Raw genomic sequence first — 18523 nt, forward strand, 5'->3', positions numbered from 1 at the left:
GCAAAAGAAAATGCTACTGCCTAGATTATATCATCCAAGTGATTAGTGTTATCAATGAAATTGCTTTAGAGAATATTACACCATAATATTTTGGCGTAAAGTTAAGGGGGGGGAAAGATCCTGAATTTTTAAAAAATAGTTAAAGTCATTCAGTATGTCGACTGTGATTTAGGCCATAGAGCCGCTACTCAGAACAGCTTTATTATTGCGTTATTTTTGCTCACCTTAAGTAGAGAAAATATTTTAAGGAGGTAATTTTGGGAGAGTAGATAGCCAAAGTTGGCCAGTTTAGCAGTTGTGTTAATTTCTGCTTGTACTCAAACCAGCCCCTTCAGTTCTATTTATGATTAGTTTAGTGCCAAAATCGGGCTGATATTTTCCTATTCGACCGCATTCGGTAAAACCCGCAATTTACCAGAAATCAAAACATTACCAGTATCTGGATTTGATATCTATCTGCTATAAGCGAGATCACTTTATTGAATTATAGTGATCTATCACTTTTTCTATGCGTTCTAAAAGATGAGTAAACCGTGAAAAATCAATAATACTTTTCTGCGTCTTAACAATATGCGTCGCAAATGCTTCTTTACTGAGGTCATTAACTTTGTCTCGGGCGGCGACCGTATTAAAACACTTTCCTTTATGTTCCCTGAGCCTATCAGCATCACTAAAGAAATACTCAATATCAGTATCAGAGCCTCCCGCCCCCTGAGGTGTGAACACCAGATAAAGATTACAAAAAATATGAACAAATTCAGACTGACGGATGTTGTCCACATCTACAGCCGCCGGGAAAATATCAATACCCTTAACTCTTTTAACGTTATTAATCAGGTTATTAGGCCCGGTGTCATTATCTACGAATATAATTACTGGGTGCGATGGTTTCGGTGCTTTATAAGCATTAAACAATTTTTTGTAACTGTCTACAAAATCCCTCAGATAATCACCACCACCAAAAAGCTCTAATAAGTATCGGGTTCGCTCATTATATTTGAAAAACTGAGTCAAAGCCTTATAAGGCTCTGTGGCACTTCTCCCAGTTGCCAGTTTAGGGAATTGGACTGCGAGCCGCCATATTGCTGACTTTAAATAAATATTATCAGTCTGACCTTCAGTAAGAATCGTAGGTTTGGTGTTACCATAGAACCAGCGATAAAAAAGAAACTTACTAAATGTTGTCTCTCTGGACGTATGTAAATAACGCCTTGTTGGCTTTTTAATAGCGTCTTTTTTTAAAGAATATTTAGGATTTAACTTTTCGCCCTGACGAAGCCGGTTATAATGATCCACCTGGTCAATAAAAGTCAGTTTCCCTTCGAGTCTGTGAATATTGCCAGTCACCTCAGCGCCATTTATCGTCTCTTTAAACTCACCCGTGTTAAACAGATGATTGCACTGAGCACGCACAAGCCGCCAGTATTCTTTTTTAGTATTTGGTTTTTTATTTACAACTAACCCCGTAACTTCCTGCCTGGAGTCTTTGTATTGATCCCTCGTTTTAGATTCATTAATCGAAAATCCTGAACGGGCAATCTCTCTTCTGATGACCTTACCTGCAACAAAAGTGTGATTATCTGATTTCGCTACAGAAGAGGGTAAATTTTCCTTTCTAGTTGAAAAAGTTATATCGTCTGCATATCTCGTATACGTACATGAATGTTTTGCGGCGACCGCCGCTAATTTAATATCTAAAGCATGAGTGATTAAATTAGAAATGACGGGTGAGCACGGACTGCCCTGAGGCAGTTCGTTATTATAACAGGCTATTTTTGCAATCACCGTGGCTATTTCTGGTTCAAGCAAAAAGTTTCTGTTTTTAATAAAAAAACCTCTCACTCTTCCGAAATTAAAACTACCGAAGAAGTTTTCTAAATCAATATTGAAGACGTGCTTTTTCCCTAAGTGCATCATTGCGTTGGTAATAATTGAACGTTTTCTTTCAAATCCATGCGAAAGCGAGGGCTGTTTTGTTTCTGAACCAGAGCACTTCACTTTTAAAAAAAGAGAGTTTTTTGCTTTTTGCCTCGTTATCTCTGAATCGGGGAACTTTAGAAAGATAATTTCATCCAGGCAGTCAAGTAATAAATCTGAAAGGGAGGATTGCAGGTTTTTTAGCATTCCTGAGGGAGCGCTGATAATTCTTTTACCCCCGTTTCTCTTGGGGATCTCGAATTGTACATATTGATTTTCAGGTTTAATGACATATAAGCAATGCGTTAATGCAGAAGGTTTTACACCTAAAATCCTTGCTAAATCAGGCTTTGTCTTTGCCGATTTTAATAATAAAAGTCTATTCACTATACGTCACCTTTAAAAAGGTTTATGGGCACTCTTACGCAAACTTGACAAGAATCTAAGAAGCGCCAGGATAATAAGTTCCTGAAAGGGCAATCCTACCGGACATTTTTTTCACTGTTCGCGAAACGCGAACCAAAATCTGCCCATAAACCTTCTTTAATATATCAAAAATCGGGCGGGTTGCAATTTCTGTGTTCCTGCCCAACTGACATTTTGTGATTTTAGCAGCATCTGCTTATTGTACAGAGGGACGTTGTTCACATTTCACGACCTGACCGCCCCTGATGTTTTTTCTTTCCTTTCGGTAAAATTCCAGCAGCGGAGGCTTTAACCGAGTACGATTTACCGCAAGCGGAGCTTTTCACCTTGCTTTTTACATACTTCATAAGGGTTAGATGGAGTAAGAAAATGTAATTAATGACACTAATCAAATGTCCGCTATTCGCTCACAGCAGACCAGCCGACGCTTCAGATGGGTAGTTTTATACTAGGAGCGAAAGTAGCTAAAATGGTTTGCAGTGACCAATGGAGTCAGAAGGCAACAAATCTGCATGTTTTGAGATATAAACTGATTAGTTTTCTTAAATGCTATAGATTGCTTTTCTTAAATATTATAGATTGGCTTGATACTAATATAGCATAAATTAAGTGCGCTTAATTAAATGGACGGTTGCTTGAGGCAATTTCACTTATTACAGATTGAACTTTCGGTTGGAGGCTGTGGGAGTTAGAATGGGACGGAGATCAGGATTTGAAGGTTTTATACGAGCTACAGGCAGAGCCGTTGCAGCAGCAGAGCGTGAGCGTAAGAGAGCAGAACGTCATTATTTGGCCGAAGCTCGCCGTATAGAACGCGAAATAAAACGTGATAATGCTCAGAGACTTCGCGAGCAAAAAGAGGCTGATAAGTTAGCAAAAAATATGTATCTGGAAGAACGTCAAGATGAAGTTTCCGATCTAAACGCTGAGCTGACCGAGAATATCACTGCGCTTTCTACACTTCTGGAACATACTCTCGAATTTGACGATTCAATTGATTTTTCGGTATTAAAAAAACGCCCAAAATTCGAAGACTTCAAAACACCCAAACATCTCTTACCAGACCCTGAACCTGAGATGAAAGTCGTGAACGCTCCAGCCCTATGGATGACTATTTTCCCATGGGTAAAGAACAAATATTATCGAGAGTTACAGAGTGCAGAAGAATCTTTCAATAAAAATAAGGAAGATTATTCAGTTAAACTCTTAAATCAGAAAGTTGAGCTTGACGCTTTAGTTGCTGAGTATCAGACCCGAAAAACTGCTTATCTTGAAGAAATAAAAAGTCAACACGACGAAATTGACCAATTTGAGCAAGACTATCTCAACTGCGATCCTGACAGCGTGTTGACTTATTGTGAAATGGTATTAACACGGTCGGAATATCCTGAGAAGGGCTTTCCTCAAACCTTTAGGTTGGCCTATTTACCTGATAGCAAAGAGTTGGTAGTTGAATACAACTTACCTGAAATTGCAGTAGTTCCACGCGAGTTAGAATACCGATATATCAAATCAAGAGATGCTATTGATGCTAAGGCGCGAAAGATTAGCGAGATCAAAGAACTCTATCAGAACATAATCGCCGCGATCACACTCCGTACAATGCATGAGCTTTTCGAAGCTGACAAGGCATCTGCTTTAACATCAGTTTTATTTAACGGTGTAATCGAAACTATCGATCCTACAAGCGGACATGACACCAAAGTCACATTAGTATCTGCCCGTGCTCACAAGGACGATTTCATGCAAATAAAACTGGGAAGGGTCGAAAAGAGTGCATGCCTTAGAAGTTTAGGCGCACAAGTTTCAGGGCGGCCAGATGAGCTTCAAGCAGTAAAACCTATTATTGAGTTCAACATGGTTGATAAACGCTTTATTGAACAAGGCGACGCTTTATCTGCCCTCGAAACACGACCAAACCTTATGGAACTTTCACCATCAGAATTTGAGGTATTAGTATCAAATCTTTTCACTCAAATGGGACTGGACACCAAACTCACTAGAGGTACAAAAGATGGGGGCGTTGATGCAGTGGCATTTGACACTCGTCCGATCCTCGGAGGCAAAGTGGTGATTCAGGCTAAAAGATATAAAGACACCGTTGGCGTCAGCTCTGTTAGAGATCTTTATGGGACAATGATGAATGAAGGGGCTAACAAAGGAATTTTGGTGTGTACAAGTCAATACGGTAAAGATGCATATCGTTTCTGCGAAGATAAACCAATCGAACTGATTGATGGCGGCGGGCTTCTTTACCTCCTAAAAGAGCATGCTGGAGTATCAGCACGTATCAATCCCAACTTTTAATTACCGCTCCAAACTTGGACTAATGCTTGTAGCGAATGTTCACGAATAGAAATTCAGCACGAGCTTTTTAGTCGAGTAATTCAAGTATTTTAACAGTCATAATTAAATCTCAACGCCACAAGAGATTTAATTATGGCTAAGCGACAAAATGCAGAGCTACTTTTGTGTTGTATAAACCTTGATGCGTGTATCTACCCGCTTGAAAACGTTAACACCTTCAGATGATAGTTGCTCATCTTGAGTGAAAACACCAAGAAATCGATATAGTGTCCGGTTCAGCTCATCACGAGAGTGAGCCATTACGATACGATAACGCCACGTTTCCCTATAGTTGCGTGTTGGATTAAGACTTTTTTCCGTTATCAGATCACCATCAGTGGAAAGTGAATTGTCCCACTCCCCTGCCTTATACAACCGCGGAAACCAAACCATCACATCTCCGCCCAAACCAATCGCCTTTACAACAGTCTCAGGTACCCGCCAGCTACCTGATTGGTGGTGTCCTTTATCTCCATAACTAAAGCACTGTAAAGCATCCTTGTGATATCGGAATACTGCGTGAGGACCCACTTCAATAACGCCTTCGTCAATATGCTTTTTAGCGGTATAACGGATGCCATAGTCCCAAGGATGGAACACTCCTTGCGCTTCCTGTTGGGCTTTTCTATCCCTAACAAGAAGGATGAATTCGTCAACAAGATGATTAATCTTGTCCAGTGTCGTGTTATTAGCTGGAATTCGTTTTTCAATAAATCCCGTCGCTTCCATGATGTCCAAACGGCGGATTCCGTCAGCCACTTTAGCTTCATCGCCATCATGGTGCGCCTCGTCTATTTCAAGATACAACTTCAGCTGTGGAAAAAGCAGGTCTGCAAGATAAATTTTTCCGGAACGCCCTTCCTTTCGAATACACTGCTGGCAAACGAACTCAAGGTCAGGGTCATTCAACCTGTGAAAAATGCGATTGATAATGTAGTGTTCCCAGCGCTTATGAGAGATTTTTGATAGTGCCCGAAGAATATAGTCATCTTTACTCATGTTAATACCATTTAAAAACAAATAAATAGCCAGACAAAAGACTTAACTTAGACGCCTGTATTCGCAAGCGTAGTATCAAAATAGTAAATATATCATCACCATAATACTTAGCACTGTAGTTACATCCGTCTAAATTCTGTCGGCCACTTCTTGAGGAAGCCTTTACTGGTTAACGCGCTACCATCGTGCTAACTTCCATTCCTCACTCATACTTGGCCATCTAATTATAGCTGTCTTATTTTAGGTTCCCATCAGAAAATAAATTTAAAATGACTCTTATCACACAACACTAACGTCACCCACCTCATAAGCCTATTTACTTTCCCTACAAACAACCTGTTGAAATGCATTTTTGATTGCTTCATCATTCCTTGACCAGTCCAGCATAGTACGATCTAAACTTTCTCTGACCATGCTGAAAGGCTTTCTTTCTAGTTCAAAGGCCTTACGGCGCTGTATATTTTCTTTGTTAAATGCTTTTCTATAAGGGCCATCAATAAAACGCCACAGCTTAGGTTCTATAGCATCAACAGCGTCGCGCTTTGTTTTCCAACCAGTTTCAGGCTTTTCGTCTTTGAGCAACCTGATAAGTTCCTCTTTCACGGGCTGATAACGTCCCGCACGATTAAAACCACCTTTAGATCCACTACTTTTCCGCCGTTGCTGTATCGACTCCTCATGCTCACGACGATCCAATCCATCAAGATACCCCTGCCATAAAGCAAGAGCTTTTGTAGCCTGTACCATAAACCATACTCCCTCAGTCTGGTCTCCTTGCTTCCACTCATGTTCTCCCCAGTAAAAGTTAAGCCGTGCCCAATACAAATAGCCGTTTATATCGTAGTTTCTACGTATATTAACGCAATGATAAATATCACTATATTTATCTTTCACGTATTCTCTGGCCTGGTTTAGATCATCATAATTTAGACGTATCCGCTCCATTTCCTGGACTACCTTTTCATCAAGTATCTCTATCGTGCGAATTCCACTTGTATCTAATCTAGTAATAAATAAATCAAATTCACTTTTTATCCTTTCAAAGATTTTATTCATCATATTGTTACCTAATAGTTTTATTGGAAAGTGAATATACATATAGTAAATGTATTTTAATACATACCTTCACATATTTCACCTTACGAGTTCTCCCTGTAACTTTGTAGTCCTATCCATACAGGACCTAACAGGAACAAACGCATATGACGACACAAACCATAAAAATCTTACGTATGAATGCGGTCGCGGACAAACTTGGTATCGCCCGTTCAACCATCTATGACTGGCTCAATCCAAAGTCACCACGCTATGACTGTACATTTCCCAAACAATATCGTCTGGGTATACAGTCTGTCGGTTGGCTTGAGTCTGAACTGGATGAATGGTTGTTGAAACGCCATTTGGTATCAGCATCTGCTATTGAGGAACTGACGTAAATATCGAATTGCATGCCTCCGATTTAGCAAATAAAATTTGATGAATAAGCAAATTAATTTCCTGGAATTAATTATTGGTTTGCTAGTGTGTTTCTACTTCATTTGAGACAGGTATGTCTTATTAATTGAAGTGGGTAGCGCTAGCCTACTAATTAGTATATTGATTCTAAATTAATACTTATAAAATATACTTACTTCATCAGCCAATATAAACTATTTTAATAAGAGTTCAGTATGGCTATTTGTAAACGAAATAACTGTGAATCCTTAATAGGTCAACTGCCTGATGAGCGTAAATTACGTTTATGCTCTGACCATTACCAACTTAGATTATTCAATGCAGATAGGCGAGCCATTAAGCGAGGATTAACATGTCAATATCCACCTTGTGGTAAAAGTCTATCTAATACCCGTAATCATCGCTACTGCTGTAATGAGCATCGTAATAAAGCTAGACGATTGATTGATGATAATGGCATTGTTAATCTAGTCAAACATTCTTACTGGCTTAATGTAGAGTCTATACTCAAAAATAATCCCCTTGGATTGGGGAGTATCAACAGTCCGGATGATATTACTAACCTTATTCGGCTATACCAGCGTAAAGCAACTCACCAGAAGGCATATAACACAATAAATGGGCGCAGAGTTACTGACTCGATAAAACGTCTTATTCCTTGGCTTGAGTTAGAACTATGCCATATTTATCCTAATTCAAAAGGAGGGAGTAATACCGTAGAAAATATAATTATTGCCCCAGCGTTGATTAACAGGAAGATGAAAGACTCTGTACCTACTGACAATTTTAGTAAAAAGCTTAGTGGTATTAAGGGGGTAAGACCATCTACTCCCGTCAAATCCACGCTTTTAAAGGCACTTATAGAGCAATACGGACAGATTGAAGTACAAGAAGCTCTATTTCCGGCTAAACAGGTAACGTTTGCTTCCGCCGAGGTATCGCATAGTTTATTTGGTACCAATATATATACTAATCCACCATTGTTAAAGCTATTAAAGGAAGAAACATCGCGCCTAGGTCTTGAACAGCTAAGAGACTCAATTAATCATATTGAAAATAATGCATATATATCTGCTGGTCCTGCAAAGGAGCTATTTGCTGTTGCCTCTTTTCACGCTATGTTAAATGGAGATAAAGATCATTTTATTTATACATTTTCCGGCCTACGAGAAAACATTATGTTTCAGACAAAATATAAAAGGAGTTTAAATTACGATTATTATCAAAACATACTAGATCAATATATGTCCAATTATTTCAATCTGGATTTACATGATCAGGAAGCATGTAATATATTTTATAACTCTTTTTTTTCAGTGCCGCCACTTAACAAGTATGGTGTTTTAGTCACCCCATAGCAAGAAGGGCTTTAAGAAAATATCTACAAGTAATACTTTGCTATTGATAACTTACATTCAACTTTACCGGCTTTATTTAAACTGCAAAATGGAAAAATCCGACTTTATGTTAACTCAAAAAGGTCTGGATTTAAAAAATTAAAGAGATGGCAGAGCATATTGCAATGCCATCTTTCTTGCCAACTCAAATACAGAACAATCTTAAATTAATAAAAATCAACATCGCAAGATATGGAGTAACACTAAAATCAGTCGAATAACAATACGCTAAAAATTAGTCATTACTAATAATCAAATAATTATAATCCTATATATAACCATGAAAATTTGAAATATATATTACCACTGTGAATAAGTACTAACTGATAAATAAAATAACTCATGAATTATATTTTTAACATCCATATACGCTAAAAATTATCCGCTAATTCTTTTATATTCTCAGACACACCTTGTCCATGAGCCTGAGGACAGAACATATATTAGCCATTTTCAACGACATATCTGTGCATCACTCTCCCTTACAGTATGGTCTTTCCACCATACTGACTGAGGACAAGCAATGGCTGTTTACCGTCACGCCTCCTGTGGCGATCATACCCGCATAACTGGCAACACTGAGCGCCGTTTGCTGGCACCAAATTATCAGTGTTACTGGCAACAGATCGCTGCTGAGATTCAACACTATGGCGTGAATACCTTGATGAGTTTGGCCCTTCTGCGGCAAGGAGTGGCTTACTGGAATATCCTCGAAGATGTATGCGAAAAGATCGATGTGAACTACAACGCAAAAAGTTCCACCGAAGCCATTGAACTCACTCTGTTAATGAAGCTACTGGAGAAGAGCTTGGACCAGATGACACAAGAAAAACTGGCTACCTTTTCCCGCAATATACAACTTGATCTAACCAACCCAACACCTCATCTTATCATCATGGTAATACAAACAGCGTTACGAACCTCTTTTCTAGCAGCACTGGAACTTTCTACCATGCAGTCCACAAATGTCGGGTGGCATCGCTATCTGGGGCACAGTAGTTGTTGCATCACGGATCAGGTTTGCTATCGCCGATCTCTTTGCCATTGCACTCAGTTCAGCATAAATGATTTTCAACATTTCTGGCACGCCATACCAAATCACCATACCGGTCTGCATTATCGTGACCTGACTCTATCAGCGACATATTTCCCGTTAATCCACTTTTTGCCGACCGCTGGCTGGTCCGGCTATTTTCTGCAGGGAGCATTTATCATGCCTAAACAGGAACACCGCTATGACAGGTTAGCCATACGTCTCGCTATACTTGTCAGCCGTCTCTTTATGGGCGAATCACTCAACATTAGTCAACTGGCACAAGAGTTTGGCGTTTCTGGTCGTACGGTACAGCGCGACCTGCGTGAGCGTCTACGTTATCTCGACACTGAATATATCGACGGTCACGTTAGTCTCCGTGATGCACGAGGACCTTTCCGAACTAACAGTGATATTCTGCGCTTTGCTCAGATAACCAGCGTGGCGCATTATTTTCCAGTTCTGGATCCTAAACTGCTTTCAGTACTACTTGATAACCGTCAGGACCCTCCCTGTATTGTCTGGAATGATCCGCCACGGCAGGCTCCTGCATTATTTGACGGTTTTCAGGTCATTGTTCAGTCCATCATCCGTAACCGTCTCATACGTTTTCTTCATCGTGAACATCTGCAGTCATCAATCGCACCTTACAGGCTCATTTGCCACGACGGAGAGTGGTATCTGGCGGCAGTATCAAAGGATCGTATTCAGGTTTTTACCCTCTCAGCAATTACCGATGTGGTGATGACCACCAGCAGTTTTGCACGGAACAGGCATATTGATCGTATCCTGCAGGATCCGAGATTTATGCGTGCTCTTCCTCATTTTGATTACATCAGCGGGATTATTCATAAATAAGTTAATTGTCACTCTGCAGGTATATTCAAAATCTCTTAAAAAAGAAGAAATGAAATATCTGGTCAACCCTACCCCCCAAAAAATCAATTTATTCGGATCAAGGATTATTAAATGAAAATGTTTAAATCAGCGATATTTCTTCTCATCGTCTCTACCCTTACGGGATGCGGAGATAATTTTTCGTGTGAAAACGAAGAGGTACTAAAATCAGTTAACGAGGTTATTGTCAGTAACGCTTTAAATAAAGTCGACTTCAGAACATTCCGCCCATACAGTCAGTCTGGTTTAACGAGTCATGTGGTGAAGATAACTTGGGATAACCCTATCGCTATTGATAGCAATCCGAATGTTAAATCGTTAACTTGCAAAGTGCATCTCACAGCCATGCTATCCGATGATGAAAATAACAATTTAAAACAGCGGATTGATGACATTAACCAAAGGGCGATGAAAGAACCCAGCTACGAGAATAATAAAAGTTTTATCGCGAATGTGAATAAAACCGCTATTGATATGGCAAAAACTAGGCAAGTCACGGGTACGGTAGAATATACTCTCTATCAGTCAAAGGGACAGGTGGTGACTGAAGTCAGTAATACGCCAGAGGTGAGCCGAGTCATTAATCATATTGGAGATAAATTATTACGCCCTATAGCAAGAGTGTATGCAGCTCAGCGGGGAGAGTTATCATTAAATAATTTTTATTCTATCGATATTCTGTCTATGTTTCGCGCACGATAAATCAGGGGTAAGGCTCTGAATATAAATACTATCATTAACTATTTAAATTATCGGTAATAATTAAGGAGAGACCATGAAAATATTATCATATCTTACACTCACAGCTGCGCTGCTGAGTGCTGTCCCCACCGCTTATGCCGTACCCAATATCTGGGGTTCCGGCTACGGCATGGGTGTGTTTGAGTATATCATCACCGATTCACAGGACACTGAGTTGAATATTAGCTGTACCAGTAATCCCGATGATACTCAGGTATTACAACACAGTGTACTGGTCACATTACCGGATGGAAGAATACTGAGTTCACATGACGAAAATACCCAGATCACGCTGGTTACCAGCGATGAACAGTATGGTGTTCCCCCGTCTTTAGGCTGGCGTAATGGGGATAATGCATGGATATCATTCATTGATGCTGTTAGAAAAGCAACATCGTTTGAAGTCTGGATTAACAACAAAAAAGTAGCCCGTTTCACACCCTCCGCCAGCAATATTCATAAGGTACTCGCTGATATGTCAGTTTGCACAAACCTCACTGCGGATTAATATCAGCGCCTCACAACATCCGTTTTGTCTGAAACGGATGTGCTCACATTCCCCTACGTTTTTTATTATAGGCTACTACTGGTAGCTCTGAGGTTTCACTATGTCCTTTTTGAAAATGCTTATCACTGCCTTAGGCAAGGCTCTTAACGGGTACGGAGCCCGTCAGGCACAGCAGTTTATTGAAACTCACTTTCGCCACGCTGGCTATGATGACGATCATATCAATATAGCCAGAGAAGCGGTTGCGGTATTTTTCACTGAGTTGATAACGGCTTTGATGACCCGTATTCTGCGGATCCTTGACAGGTTCTGATGCCATTGAGTACTATTACAGCAGACGATCTGAATCGCTGCTCCTATCCCCTGAAAGTCATTGAAGCCACTGATGAGGTTCTCGGGATATTTGACCGAGATAAGGAGTACCACCAGCTATCCCTAAACAAGTTACTAACTTGATATAAAAATACAAGCAGTGAATACCACATTTAAGCCACATCATCCTGTGATAGTCGCGCCTGCAACGGAAGGCTATAACCTACTGAATTTATACAGATATTACCCGTATAAATCTGTAGTGGCATCGCTAGGCAACTACACTCAACTTATATAACCCCCTTTGTAGAAACACTCGTGCTTAATGATTTTGGCAATGAGTCAGTGATATCGCTGATACCATAATCAATATCATTCCATTACCCCCATTGATAAAACATACGATCAGCACTGCTAAAAACAGCCTTGTATCCGTTGCTAACTCTCTGTGGAGCCTGTTCTTTTAACCGCTTACGTTAATTCATTATTTATCACACCCAGCGCTAATCTTTAACGGGATTGGCGCTTTTTTATTTCTCAATATCAATAATAAGGTTTTCTTATGACACTCGATTCAATCTCTGCAACACCCGTCCCAAACCACCAACGCACACGTTTCTGGCAAACCCACTTTGGCACCGTTAAAGGCTTCGCCATATTTGAAGTAGTAATTTTCACTATTATGGGCCAGTTTTGTGATGAGTATACTGGCGGCTATTGGGAATACTGCACATTACCCAACGGCGGTGCATTTGTTTATCCTGATTTGGCCCCTGAAAAACTCACTCTATTCAATATGCATAATGGCAACGAAGCAGAACTAAGCCCTGAAGCGGCAGGTGTCGCCGTCTGCTTGATGCTGTATAGCCAGTGGTCATTTAGAACAGAAAGTGAATTGCTAGTCGAGCGTTTCTATCAGCTTCGTGATTACGCCATTCAACATCCTGAAAGTTCAGCCATTTTCCATCTTATCGATTAATTCCCTCTTAATTCAATCTTTCAGTTTTACCTATCTTATTTATATTCAAGGAAATTAACTATGACTCGCTTAGCATCCCGCTTTGGTGCGGCGAATAGTATTCGTCGTGACCGCCCGTTAACTGCCGAAGAATTATTCCGTACTGTACCGAGTGTTTTCTCTGAAGAAAAACACGAATCTAGAAGTGACCGATACACTTATATTCCAACCATTACCTTACTCGACAGCCTACAAAAAGAAGGCTTTTATCCGTTCTTTGCTTGTCAAACTCGTGTACGTGATACCAGCCGTCGAGAGCATACTAAGCACATGTTACGACTTCGACGCCATGACCAAATTACGGGTATACAAGTCCCTGAAATTATTCTTTTAAATAGCCATGATGGTTCGAGTAGCTATCAGATGTTGCCGGGACTCTTTAGAGCAGTATGCTCCAACGGTTTAGTTTGTGGAGATTCGTTTGGTGAAGTGCGTGTACCCCATAAAGGTGATGTTGTTGGCAAGGTGATTGAAGGGGCCTATGAGGTACTGGAAACCTTTGATTCGGTCGCTGAAAAGCGTGAACAGATGCAGTCACTATTGTTACCACCACCAGCACAACAAGCCTTGGCACAAGCAGCTCTGACCTATCGTTTTGGTGAGGAACATCAGCCTATTACTGAGGAGCAAGTATTACAACATCGTCGCTGGGAAGATAAGAAAGATGATCTTTGGACTGTATACCAACGCTTGCAGGAGAATTTAATTAAAGGGGGACTATCGGGCAGAAATGCCAAAGGCAAGCGCGCTCGCACGCGTTCAGTGAATGGTATTGATGGGGATATTAAACTGAATAAGGCACTGTGGGTGATGACTGAAAAGATATATGAGTGTTTTAAAAATAACTGACACTTACAATTTGAGAAAAAACTTAAATAGTCTATCCGAAGGATATTAAATGCAAAAATACTCATTTCATTTACCAATATTATTCTTCTAAACATAGCATTACTGAGAAAATTTTCTCAGTAATGCTAAATCGAATTCATTTCATAAAGTTTTATGAAGTAGATTCCAACACATGAAACTCTAAAAATTTATTTTTTAAGAGACTGTAATTTAAATTTATGAGTAATTATTTTTTTAACCTAAAAATCACCTTCTATCTTGACTATTATCTTCAACCATGGTGAGCTTAGAACAGATATTTTCTTTGACAAAACAACATAGTTTCAAAACAAATAACTCATTGATTAGAAATATAGGGGTTGTAATGCCAGCTGTTTTTGTTCATGTCTCTGACATTCATTTTGGTCAAGAAAAAGATGACCGTATCCACATTCATTACGATGTTAAACAACAGCTAATTACTGACGCCTATAACGTAATTTCTAGCATCCCTAATAGGAGCGTCGAAGGAATCTTAGTATCAGGAGATATAGCACACTCTGGAACTCGCAAAGAATATGAAGAGGCAGGTAAGTGGTTAGACGCACTTACAGAAAAAATAGGGATAGAAAAAAACCGTGTCCAAATGGTTCCAGGAAACCATGACCTTGACCGTTCGAAGCTCTCTATTTCTGGTAAACTGTTATTAGATCATATTCGAGATGGTGGTTCAGAAGAATATGAAGCAGTCCTTCAGAATAGAGGTGATAGTGCAGCACTATATGCACGGTTTGAAGACTATAGCCGCTTTAGTAATGCTTATAATTGTCCCCTAAATAGCGATGGAAGCTATGCTTCTGAAATGATTGTTTCACTCGCTCCAGAACGAAGTATTCGCTTTATTAGGTTTAACTCATCCTTACTTTGCCATGGTAAAGAACATAATGAGCAACCAGAATTAATGATTGGAGCTAGACAGTTTACAATTCCTCGAGATTCTGGAGTCGAAAATATAATCTTGGTTCATCATCCCTTAAGCTGGTATAAGGATGAAGAGCAAGTTAAAAATTATATACGCAGTCGTGCCCGTGTATTTATATCTGGTCATGAACATAACCCAAAAGTAACTATAGATAATGTCGAAGATGGTAGTGACTTATTAATGCTAGCAGCTGGAGCTACTGTTCCTTATCAATCAAATGATGTATATACATTCACTTACAATATATTAGAGTTTGATTGGGATGAAGAAATGGATAGACTATTAGTTACCATTCATCCTAGGGCTTGGAATCCTAAACGAACTTGCTTTGAAAGTGATAATAACCGTTTAGGTGGTAAGGCTCCAACCTTTAGTTTACAATCACCTTTTTTTCGAGCAGCCTCCACTGAGAAAGGGATTTCTTCGTTAATAGAAAACGAAATCTCACCTATTGTTATTGAATCTGATCCCATACCAGAAAAAACTCTAGCCGAAAAAGAAGCTATAGTGTCTAAAAATCATGAAATACAAAAAAAAGAACCTAATAATCATGATTATGAAATAACTAAGTTCCATTTTTTTCGAGACCTTTACGAAGGTGAACGCCTTCGAATTTTAGTTGAGTTAGGGGCTTTGCCTGATAACTTTGATGAGCAGATGAACCAAGGCCTTGAACGTAAGTTGCTAGAGATGATTGTTAAAGATGGGAATATAAATCAGCTGAAAAGTATGGTCGATGAAATCATTAGTGATAGGAAGGATAAAATAAAGTAATGAAAAATTTAGCCAGTCATATGCGAATCAGTGGTATTCAAATAACAGATAGTGATGTAGAGTCCCGAAAAGAAGCCATAAAAACACTGGCGATTATGTGGGGAAAAGAGAAAAAATCTAGTTCCATCGTTTCTACTGCTGCAATGATTTCTGACTCACTTAGTGGGGATGGAACCCCATCAGTAGATTTAGGGGAACAAGTTCAAAATGAAATTCAAAAAAAATCCCCATCTTTCTTATATGAAGAACGTGCGCTTGATGTTGGTATTTGTTCTGCTATGGCCATGGTTTCACTCTTAGATGGCCCCCATAACACCAATAGTGTCTGGATAAATAAGGATATCTATGCTACTGCATTTTGGTTGATACTATCATTTCAACCGATTCTCGAAGATGATCGACGTGAAAAACTCCGTCGTGAGCTTCTTGAGCTAGCAGCTAAATGGAGCATAAATTTAGCTGAAAGTGCTAGAGTGCGCCTTGAAGTTCCCGATCCTAGTTGCTTAAATATTACTATGGGTGAAGATAATACTATCGCTAACAATTTTAAAGAAGCAATTAGTAATTCTATTAATACATTACGCTATAATGCTGCCTTAGACCGCGAAGAATTAGATTTTTTATGGTGGGCTCAATCGGGAAGTAGCCGCGTATTAAAAAGACGATTATCGGAAGTTGAAGAACCTGTTCGCATTATTTCGGCAGGAATTGAAGGCGCAAAATTACTACGTCACCTTCCTTGTGAAGTCAATCGTGAGATTATTCTACGCACATTAAGTGATAATCCTATACTTGATTTAAATGAGTTACTTTTAGCTATCGAGAGTGATAGATCTGAACTTAATAAGGCATTTTTAATCGAAAATGTTAATGCTCATCCTACAGTTTTCCCCCTCCTCCACGCATTGAGCACGGGTGCCTCCATAAATGCTGGAGCTAGTATAAAACGCCCTCTTTCTGAATGGGGGGAAAGAGCTTTACTTGAGGCAACATTCGCTACAATGATGTCTCATGGGGTCGGAAAATTATGAGTGGTTCATGCCAATTTGATGGGTGCTCTTTTGATGAAACAGGAATTTGTGCCTTAGATCATTCCCCTGGTGAGTGCCCAAACCGCTCCGTTCAACATACTGATAATGAAGTTACATCTAATGATATTCCAGAATACGATGATTTATCAGACCAAATAACTTCCCCTGTTTTGTCTGAACCCACTAATTCACATACATTTGGTTCAAATCGCTCCCTTGGATTAGATGAATTAGATGCAATAATGAAGAAAAAGTATGTCAATGTTATCGGTATTCTTGGAGATCCCGAGTCTGGTAAAACTGCATGCCTTGCAAGTTTGTACCTACTTGTATCACATGCAAAGTTAAATGGATGGTCTTTCGCCGATAGTTTGAGCCTCATTGCCTTTGAAGATATAGCCCGTGGTGCTAGAGATTGGAATAATGGCAAAATACCTGAACAAATGACAGTACATACCGAACTAGCAGATGACCATAATCCAGGGTTTTTACACCTTAGACTTAATAGGCTTTTAGATGGAAGAAAGGTAGATATAGCTCTTCCTGATATACCTGGTGAGTGGACTCAAACCCTAATTACTAGTTCACGATACGATAGGCTTGAGTTTTTAAAATCAGCTGAAGTAATTTGGATTGTACTTGATGGTCGAATTCTTGCTAACAAAGAGCAACGAGGCAGCCTTATTATTCGGATTGGACAGCTAGCTGGTCGACTTAATACAATGTTCAATAGTCAAATCCCTCGCTTAATAATTGTTGTAACTCATCATGACTCTTATACCCTTGACGGAAATGTATCCACGCGATTACTTGGCGAACTTAAACGCTATAATGTAAGTGCTGAAATTGTTGAAGTTTCTCCTTTCTCTGAGAACCAAGAAAAAGTTCCCGCTGGGTTTGGGTTAGATAAATTAATGAATATTTCCATTTGCTCACAAAATGAGCGCCCCCCATTTTGGAGAGCAGAGCCTCCTGACGATAATAAACGCAGCTATCTTAATTACAGGAGTAACCGATGAGTCGTTCAATAATCTTACTTGGAGGTCCTGACTCTGGAAAAACTAACTACATTGGACCATTGTGGCGTGAGCTTGATTTTGGCCAGGGCGCCCTACATTCGGCAGAACAACCAAAAGATATCAATTTTGTTTTAGAAGTTGCGGAGCACATACTTCAAGGGAGCTTTGCTCCTAGAACAGAGCATAGCGATGCACGCCGTGATTTTGAGGTTACAGTCGCTAAAACGAAAGGGGGTCCAACCTCTAAAGTTATTGTTCCAGATATTTCAGGTGAATTATGGCGTAATGCTGTAATTGATAATGAAATATCTGCTGATTGGATGAATGAATTAAAACGAGCAGATGCAGCATTGCTTTTTATAAGAGTTGATTCTGATCAAGATGTTCGTCCTCTTGATTGGGTGACATCTCGTAAGCTTATTGAAAAAATCGGAAATGTAGAAGAACAAGGTCTTCCAACACAAGTAGTGTTATGCGAGTTGATTCATTTTCTTGAAAAGACCCTTGATAAGCGCGAAGATGGTAATCTCCCACGCTTATCTATTGTAGTCTCTGCTTGGGATAGAGTAAGCCCAGATTTATTCTCGCAAGGTCCCTTAAAATATTTACAGCGTGAATTTCCACTGGTTGCAGGGAGAATTACCGATATAGAAACACTAGATATTAAAGTATTCGGCCTAAGCTCTGTGGGCGGAGACCTAAAAAATGATAAAATTTACCGAGAAGATTTTTTAGAAACGGGCCCTGATGGACGAGGGTGGGTTTCTGTCTATGATGGACAAGAATGGGTGAAGATTTACGATATTACTCTTCCTATTGAATGGGCTGTGGGGCTATAAA

At 39.6% G+C, this 18523-nt stretch carries 16 protein-coding genes; 12 read left to right on the forward strand and 4 right to left on the reverse strand.

The window, feature by feature from the left end; genetic code table 11:
• Positions 1-471: 471 nt before the first annotated feature.
• Positions 472-2304: a retron Ec67 family RNA-directed DNA polymerase/endonuclease gene (locus M5X66_RS11635; protein ID WP_270103545.1), complete on the reverse strand. Its 1833-nt coding sequence runs from the start codon at positions 2302-2304 to the stop codon at positions 472-474.
• Between the two features lie 732 nt (positions 2305-3036).
• Between M5X66_RS11635 and M5X66_RS11640 the strand changes: the two genes are divergently transcribed.
• The gene (locus tag M5X66_RS11640) at positions 3037-4650 is read left to right on the forward strand and encodes a restriction endonuclease (protein WP_270103546.1); all 1614 of its coding nucleotides are present in this window, start codon (positions 3037-3039) and stop codon (positions 4648-4650) included.
• A gap of 156 nt (positions 4651-4806) precedes the next feature.
• Here the strand turns inward: M5X66_RS11640 and M5X66_RS11645 are convergent, their stop codons facing one another.
• Both M5X66_RS11645 and M5X66_RS11650 read right to left on the reverse strand, forming a co-directional pair.
• On the reverse strand, positions 4807-5688 hold the full coding sequence (locus M5X66_RS11645) for an AbaSI family restriction endonuclease (protein ID WP_270103547.1): 882 nt from the start codon (positions 5686-5688) through the stop codon (positions 4807-4809).
• Positions 5689-6000: 312 nt separating this feature from the next.
• Positions 6001-6747 carry a hypothetical protein gene (locus M5X66_RS11650; RefSeq protein WP_270103548.1) on the reverse strand — a complete coding sequence of 249 codons (747 nt, stop codon included), beginning with the start codon at positions 6745-6747 and terminating at the stop codon, positions 6001-6003.
• A 143-nt stretch (positions 6748-6890) separates the two neighbouring features.
• Between M5X66_RS11650 and M5X66_RS11655 the strand changes: the two genes are divergently transcribed.
• The 5 genes from M5X66_RS11655 (at position 6891) to M5X66_RS11675 (ending at position 11719) form a co-directional block, all read left to right on the forward strand.
• Positions 6891-7124 (forward strand): helix-turn-helix transcriptional regulator, encoded by a 234-nt coding sequence (locus tag M5X66_RS11655; RefSeq protein ID WP_270103549.1) that lies wholly within the window; start codon positions 6891-6893, stop codon positions 7122-7124.
• A gap of 234 nt (positions 7125-7358) precedes the next feature.
• Complete coding sequence (locus tag M5X66_RS11660) at positions 7359-8501, forward strand: hypothetical protein (RefSeq protein ID WP_270103550.1); 1143 nt, start codon at positions 7359-7361, stop codon at positions 8499-8501.
• A 562-nt stretch (positions 8502-9063) separates the two neighbouring features.
• Positions 9064-10431, forward strand: a complete 1368-nt coding sequence (locus tag M5X66_RS11665; RefSeq protein ID WP_270103551.1) for a WYL domain-containing protein — start codon at positions 9064-9066, stop codon at positions 10429-10431.
• Between the two features lie 111 nt (positions 10432-10542).
• On the forward strand, positions 10543-11172 hold the full coding sequence (locus tag M5X66_RS11670) for a hypothetical protein (RefSeq protein WP_270103552.1): 630 nt from the start codon (positions 10543-10545) through the stop codon (positions 11170-11172).
• 73 nt (positions 11173-11245) lie between these two features.
• On the forward strand, positions 11246-11719 hold the full coding sequence (locus tag M5X66_RS11675) for a hypothetical protein (protein ID WP_270103553.1): 474 nt from the start codon (positions 11246-11248) through the stop codon (positions 11717-11719).
• Positions 11720-11849: 130 nt separating this feature from the next.
• Here M5X66_RS11675 and M5X66_RS11680 read toward each other — a convergent pair whose 3' ends face one another.
• Positions 11850-12038, reverse strand: coding sequence for a hypothetical protein (locus M5X66_RS11680; RefSeq protein WP_270103554.1), 189 nt, complete (start codon positions 12036-12038; stop codon positions 11850-11852).
• 555 nt (positions 12039-12593) lie between these two features.
• Here M5X66_RS11680 and M5X66_RS11685 point away from each other — a divergent pair.
• From M5X66_RS11685 to M5X66_RS11710, 6 genes are all read left to right on the forward strand, one after another.
• Entirely contained in the window at positions 12594-13010 is a 417-nt protein-coding gene (locus tag M5X66_RS11685) for an antirestriction protein (RefSeq protein WP_270103555.1), read from the forward strand.
• 60 nt (positions 13011-13070) lie between these two features.
• Positions 13071-13898 carry a DUF932 domain-containing protein gene (locus M5X66_RS11690; protein ID WP_270103556.1) on the forward strand — a complete coding sequence of 276 codons (828 nt, stop codon included), beginning with the start codon at positions 13071-13073 and terminating at the stop codon, positions 13896-13898.
• Between the two features lie 364 nt (positions 13899-14262).
• A complete protein-coding gene (locus M5X66_RS11695; RefSeq protein WP_270103557.1) occupies positions 14263-15633 on the forward strand; it encodes a metallophosphoesterase in 1371 nt (456 codons plus the stop codon).
• Positions 15633-16664, forward strand: a complete 1032-nt coding sequence (locus tag M5X66_RS11700) for a GTPase-associated system all-helical protein GASH (protein ID WP_270103558.1) — start codon at positions 15633-15635, stop codon at positions 16662-16664. The genes M5X66_RS11695 and M5X66_RS11700 overlap by 1 nt, the downstream gene beginning before the upstream one ends.
• Positions 16661-17683, forward strand: coding sequence for a TRAFAC clade GTPase domain-containing protein (locus M5X66_RS11705; protein ID WP_270103559.1), 1023 nt, complete (start codon positions 16661-16663; stop codon positions 17681-17683). Before M5X66_RS11700 ends, M5X66_RS11705 begins: the two co-directional genes overlap by 4 nt.
• Complete coding sequence (locus M5X66_RS11710) at positions 17680-18522, forward strand: TRAFAC clade GTPase domain-containing protein (RefSeq protein WP_270103560.1); 843 nt, start codon at positions 17680-17682, stop codon at positions 18520-18522. The genes M5X66_RS11705 and M5X66_RS11710 overlap by 4 nt, the downstream gene beginning before the upstream one ends.
• Position 18523: the final 1 nt, after the last annotated feature.

It is taken from the genome of Providencia sp. PROV188 (genome assembly GCF_027595165.1).
GTDB classification, from domain to species: Bacteria; Pseudomonadota; Gammaproteobacteria; order Enterobacterales; family Enterobacteriaceae; genus Providencia; species Providencia lanzhouensis.

What these genes read in the sequence shown, in the direction of transcription:
- M5X66_RS11640 (WP_270103546.1), top strand. Translation starts at nt 3,037, where the DNA reads ATGGGACGGAGATCAGGATTTGAAGGTTTTATACGAGCTACAGGCAGA.
- M5X66_RS11645 (WP_270103547.1), bottom strand. Translation starts at nt 5,688, where the DNA reads ATGAGTAAAGATGACTATATTCTTCGGGCACTATCAAAAATCTCTCAT.
- M5X66_RS11650 (WP_270103548.1), bottom strand. Translation starts at nt 6,747, where the DNA reads ATGATGAATAAAATCTTTGAAAGGATAAAAAGTGAATTTGATTTATTT.
- M5X66_RS11655 (WP_270103549.1), top strand. Translation starts at nt 6,891, where the DNA reads ATGACGACACAAACCATAAAAATCTTACGTATGAATGCGGTCGCGGAC.
- M5X66_RS11660 (WP_270103550.1), top strand. Translation starts at nt 7,359, where the DNA reads ATGGCTATTTGTAAACGAAATAACTGTGAATCCTTAATAGGTCAACTG.
- M5X66_RS11665 (WP_270103551.1), top strand. Translation starts at nt 9,064, where the DNA reads ATGGCTGTTTACCGTCACGCCTCCTGTGGCGATCATACCCGCATAACT.
- M5X66_RS11670 (WP_270103552.1), top strand. Translation starts at nt 10,543, where the DNA reads ATGAAAATGTTTAAATCAGCGATATTTCTTCTCATCGTCTCTACCCTT.
- M5X66_RS11675 (WP_270103553.1), top strand. Translation starts at nt 11,246, where the DNA reads ATGAAAATATTATCATATCTTACACTCACAGCTGCGCTGCTGAGTGCT.
- M5X66_RS11680 (WP_270103554.1), bottom strand. Translation starts at nt 12,038, where the DNA reads ATGGCATCAGAACCTGTCAAGGATCCGCAGAATACGGGTCATCAAAGC.
- M5X66_RS11685 (WP_270103555.1), top strand. Translation starts at nt 12,594, where the DNA reads ATGACACTCGATTCAATCTCTGCAACACCCGTCCCAAACCACCAACGC.
- M5X66_RS11690 (WP_270103556.1), top strand. Translation starts at nt 13,071, where the DNA reads ATGACTCGCTTAGCATCCCGCTTTGGTGCGGCGAATAGTATTCGTCGT.
- M5X66_RS11695 (WP_270103557.1), top strand. Translation starts at nt 14,263, where the DNA reads ATGCCAGCTGTTTTTGTTCATGTCTCTGACATTCATTTTGGTCAAGAA.
- M5X66_RS11700 (WP_270103558.1), top strand. Translation starts at nt 15,633, where the DNA reads ATGAAAAATTTAGCCAGTCATATGCGAATCAGTGGTATTCAAATAACA.
- M5X66_RS11705 (WP_270103559.1), top strand. Translation starts at nt 16,661, where the DNA reads ATGAGTGGTTCATGCCAATTTGATGGGTGCTCTTTTGATGAAACAGGA.
- M5X66_RS11710 (WP_270103560.1), top strand. Translation starts at nt 17,680, where the DNA reads ATGAGTCGTTCAATAATCTTACTTGGAGGTCCTGACTCTGGAAAAACT.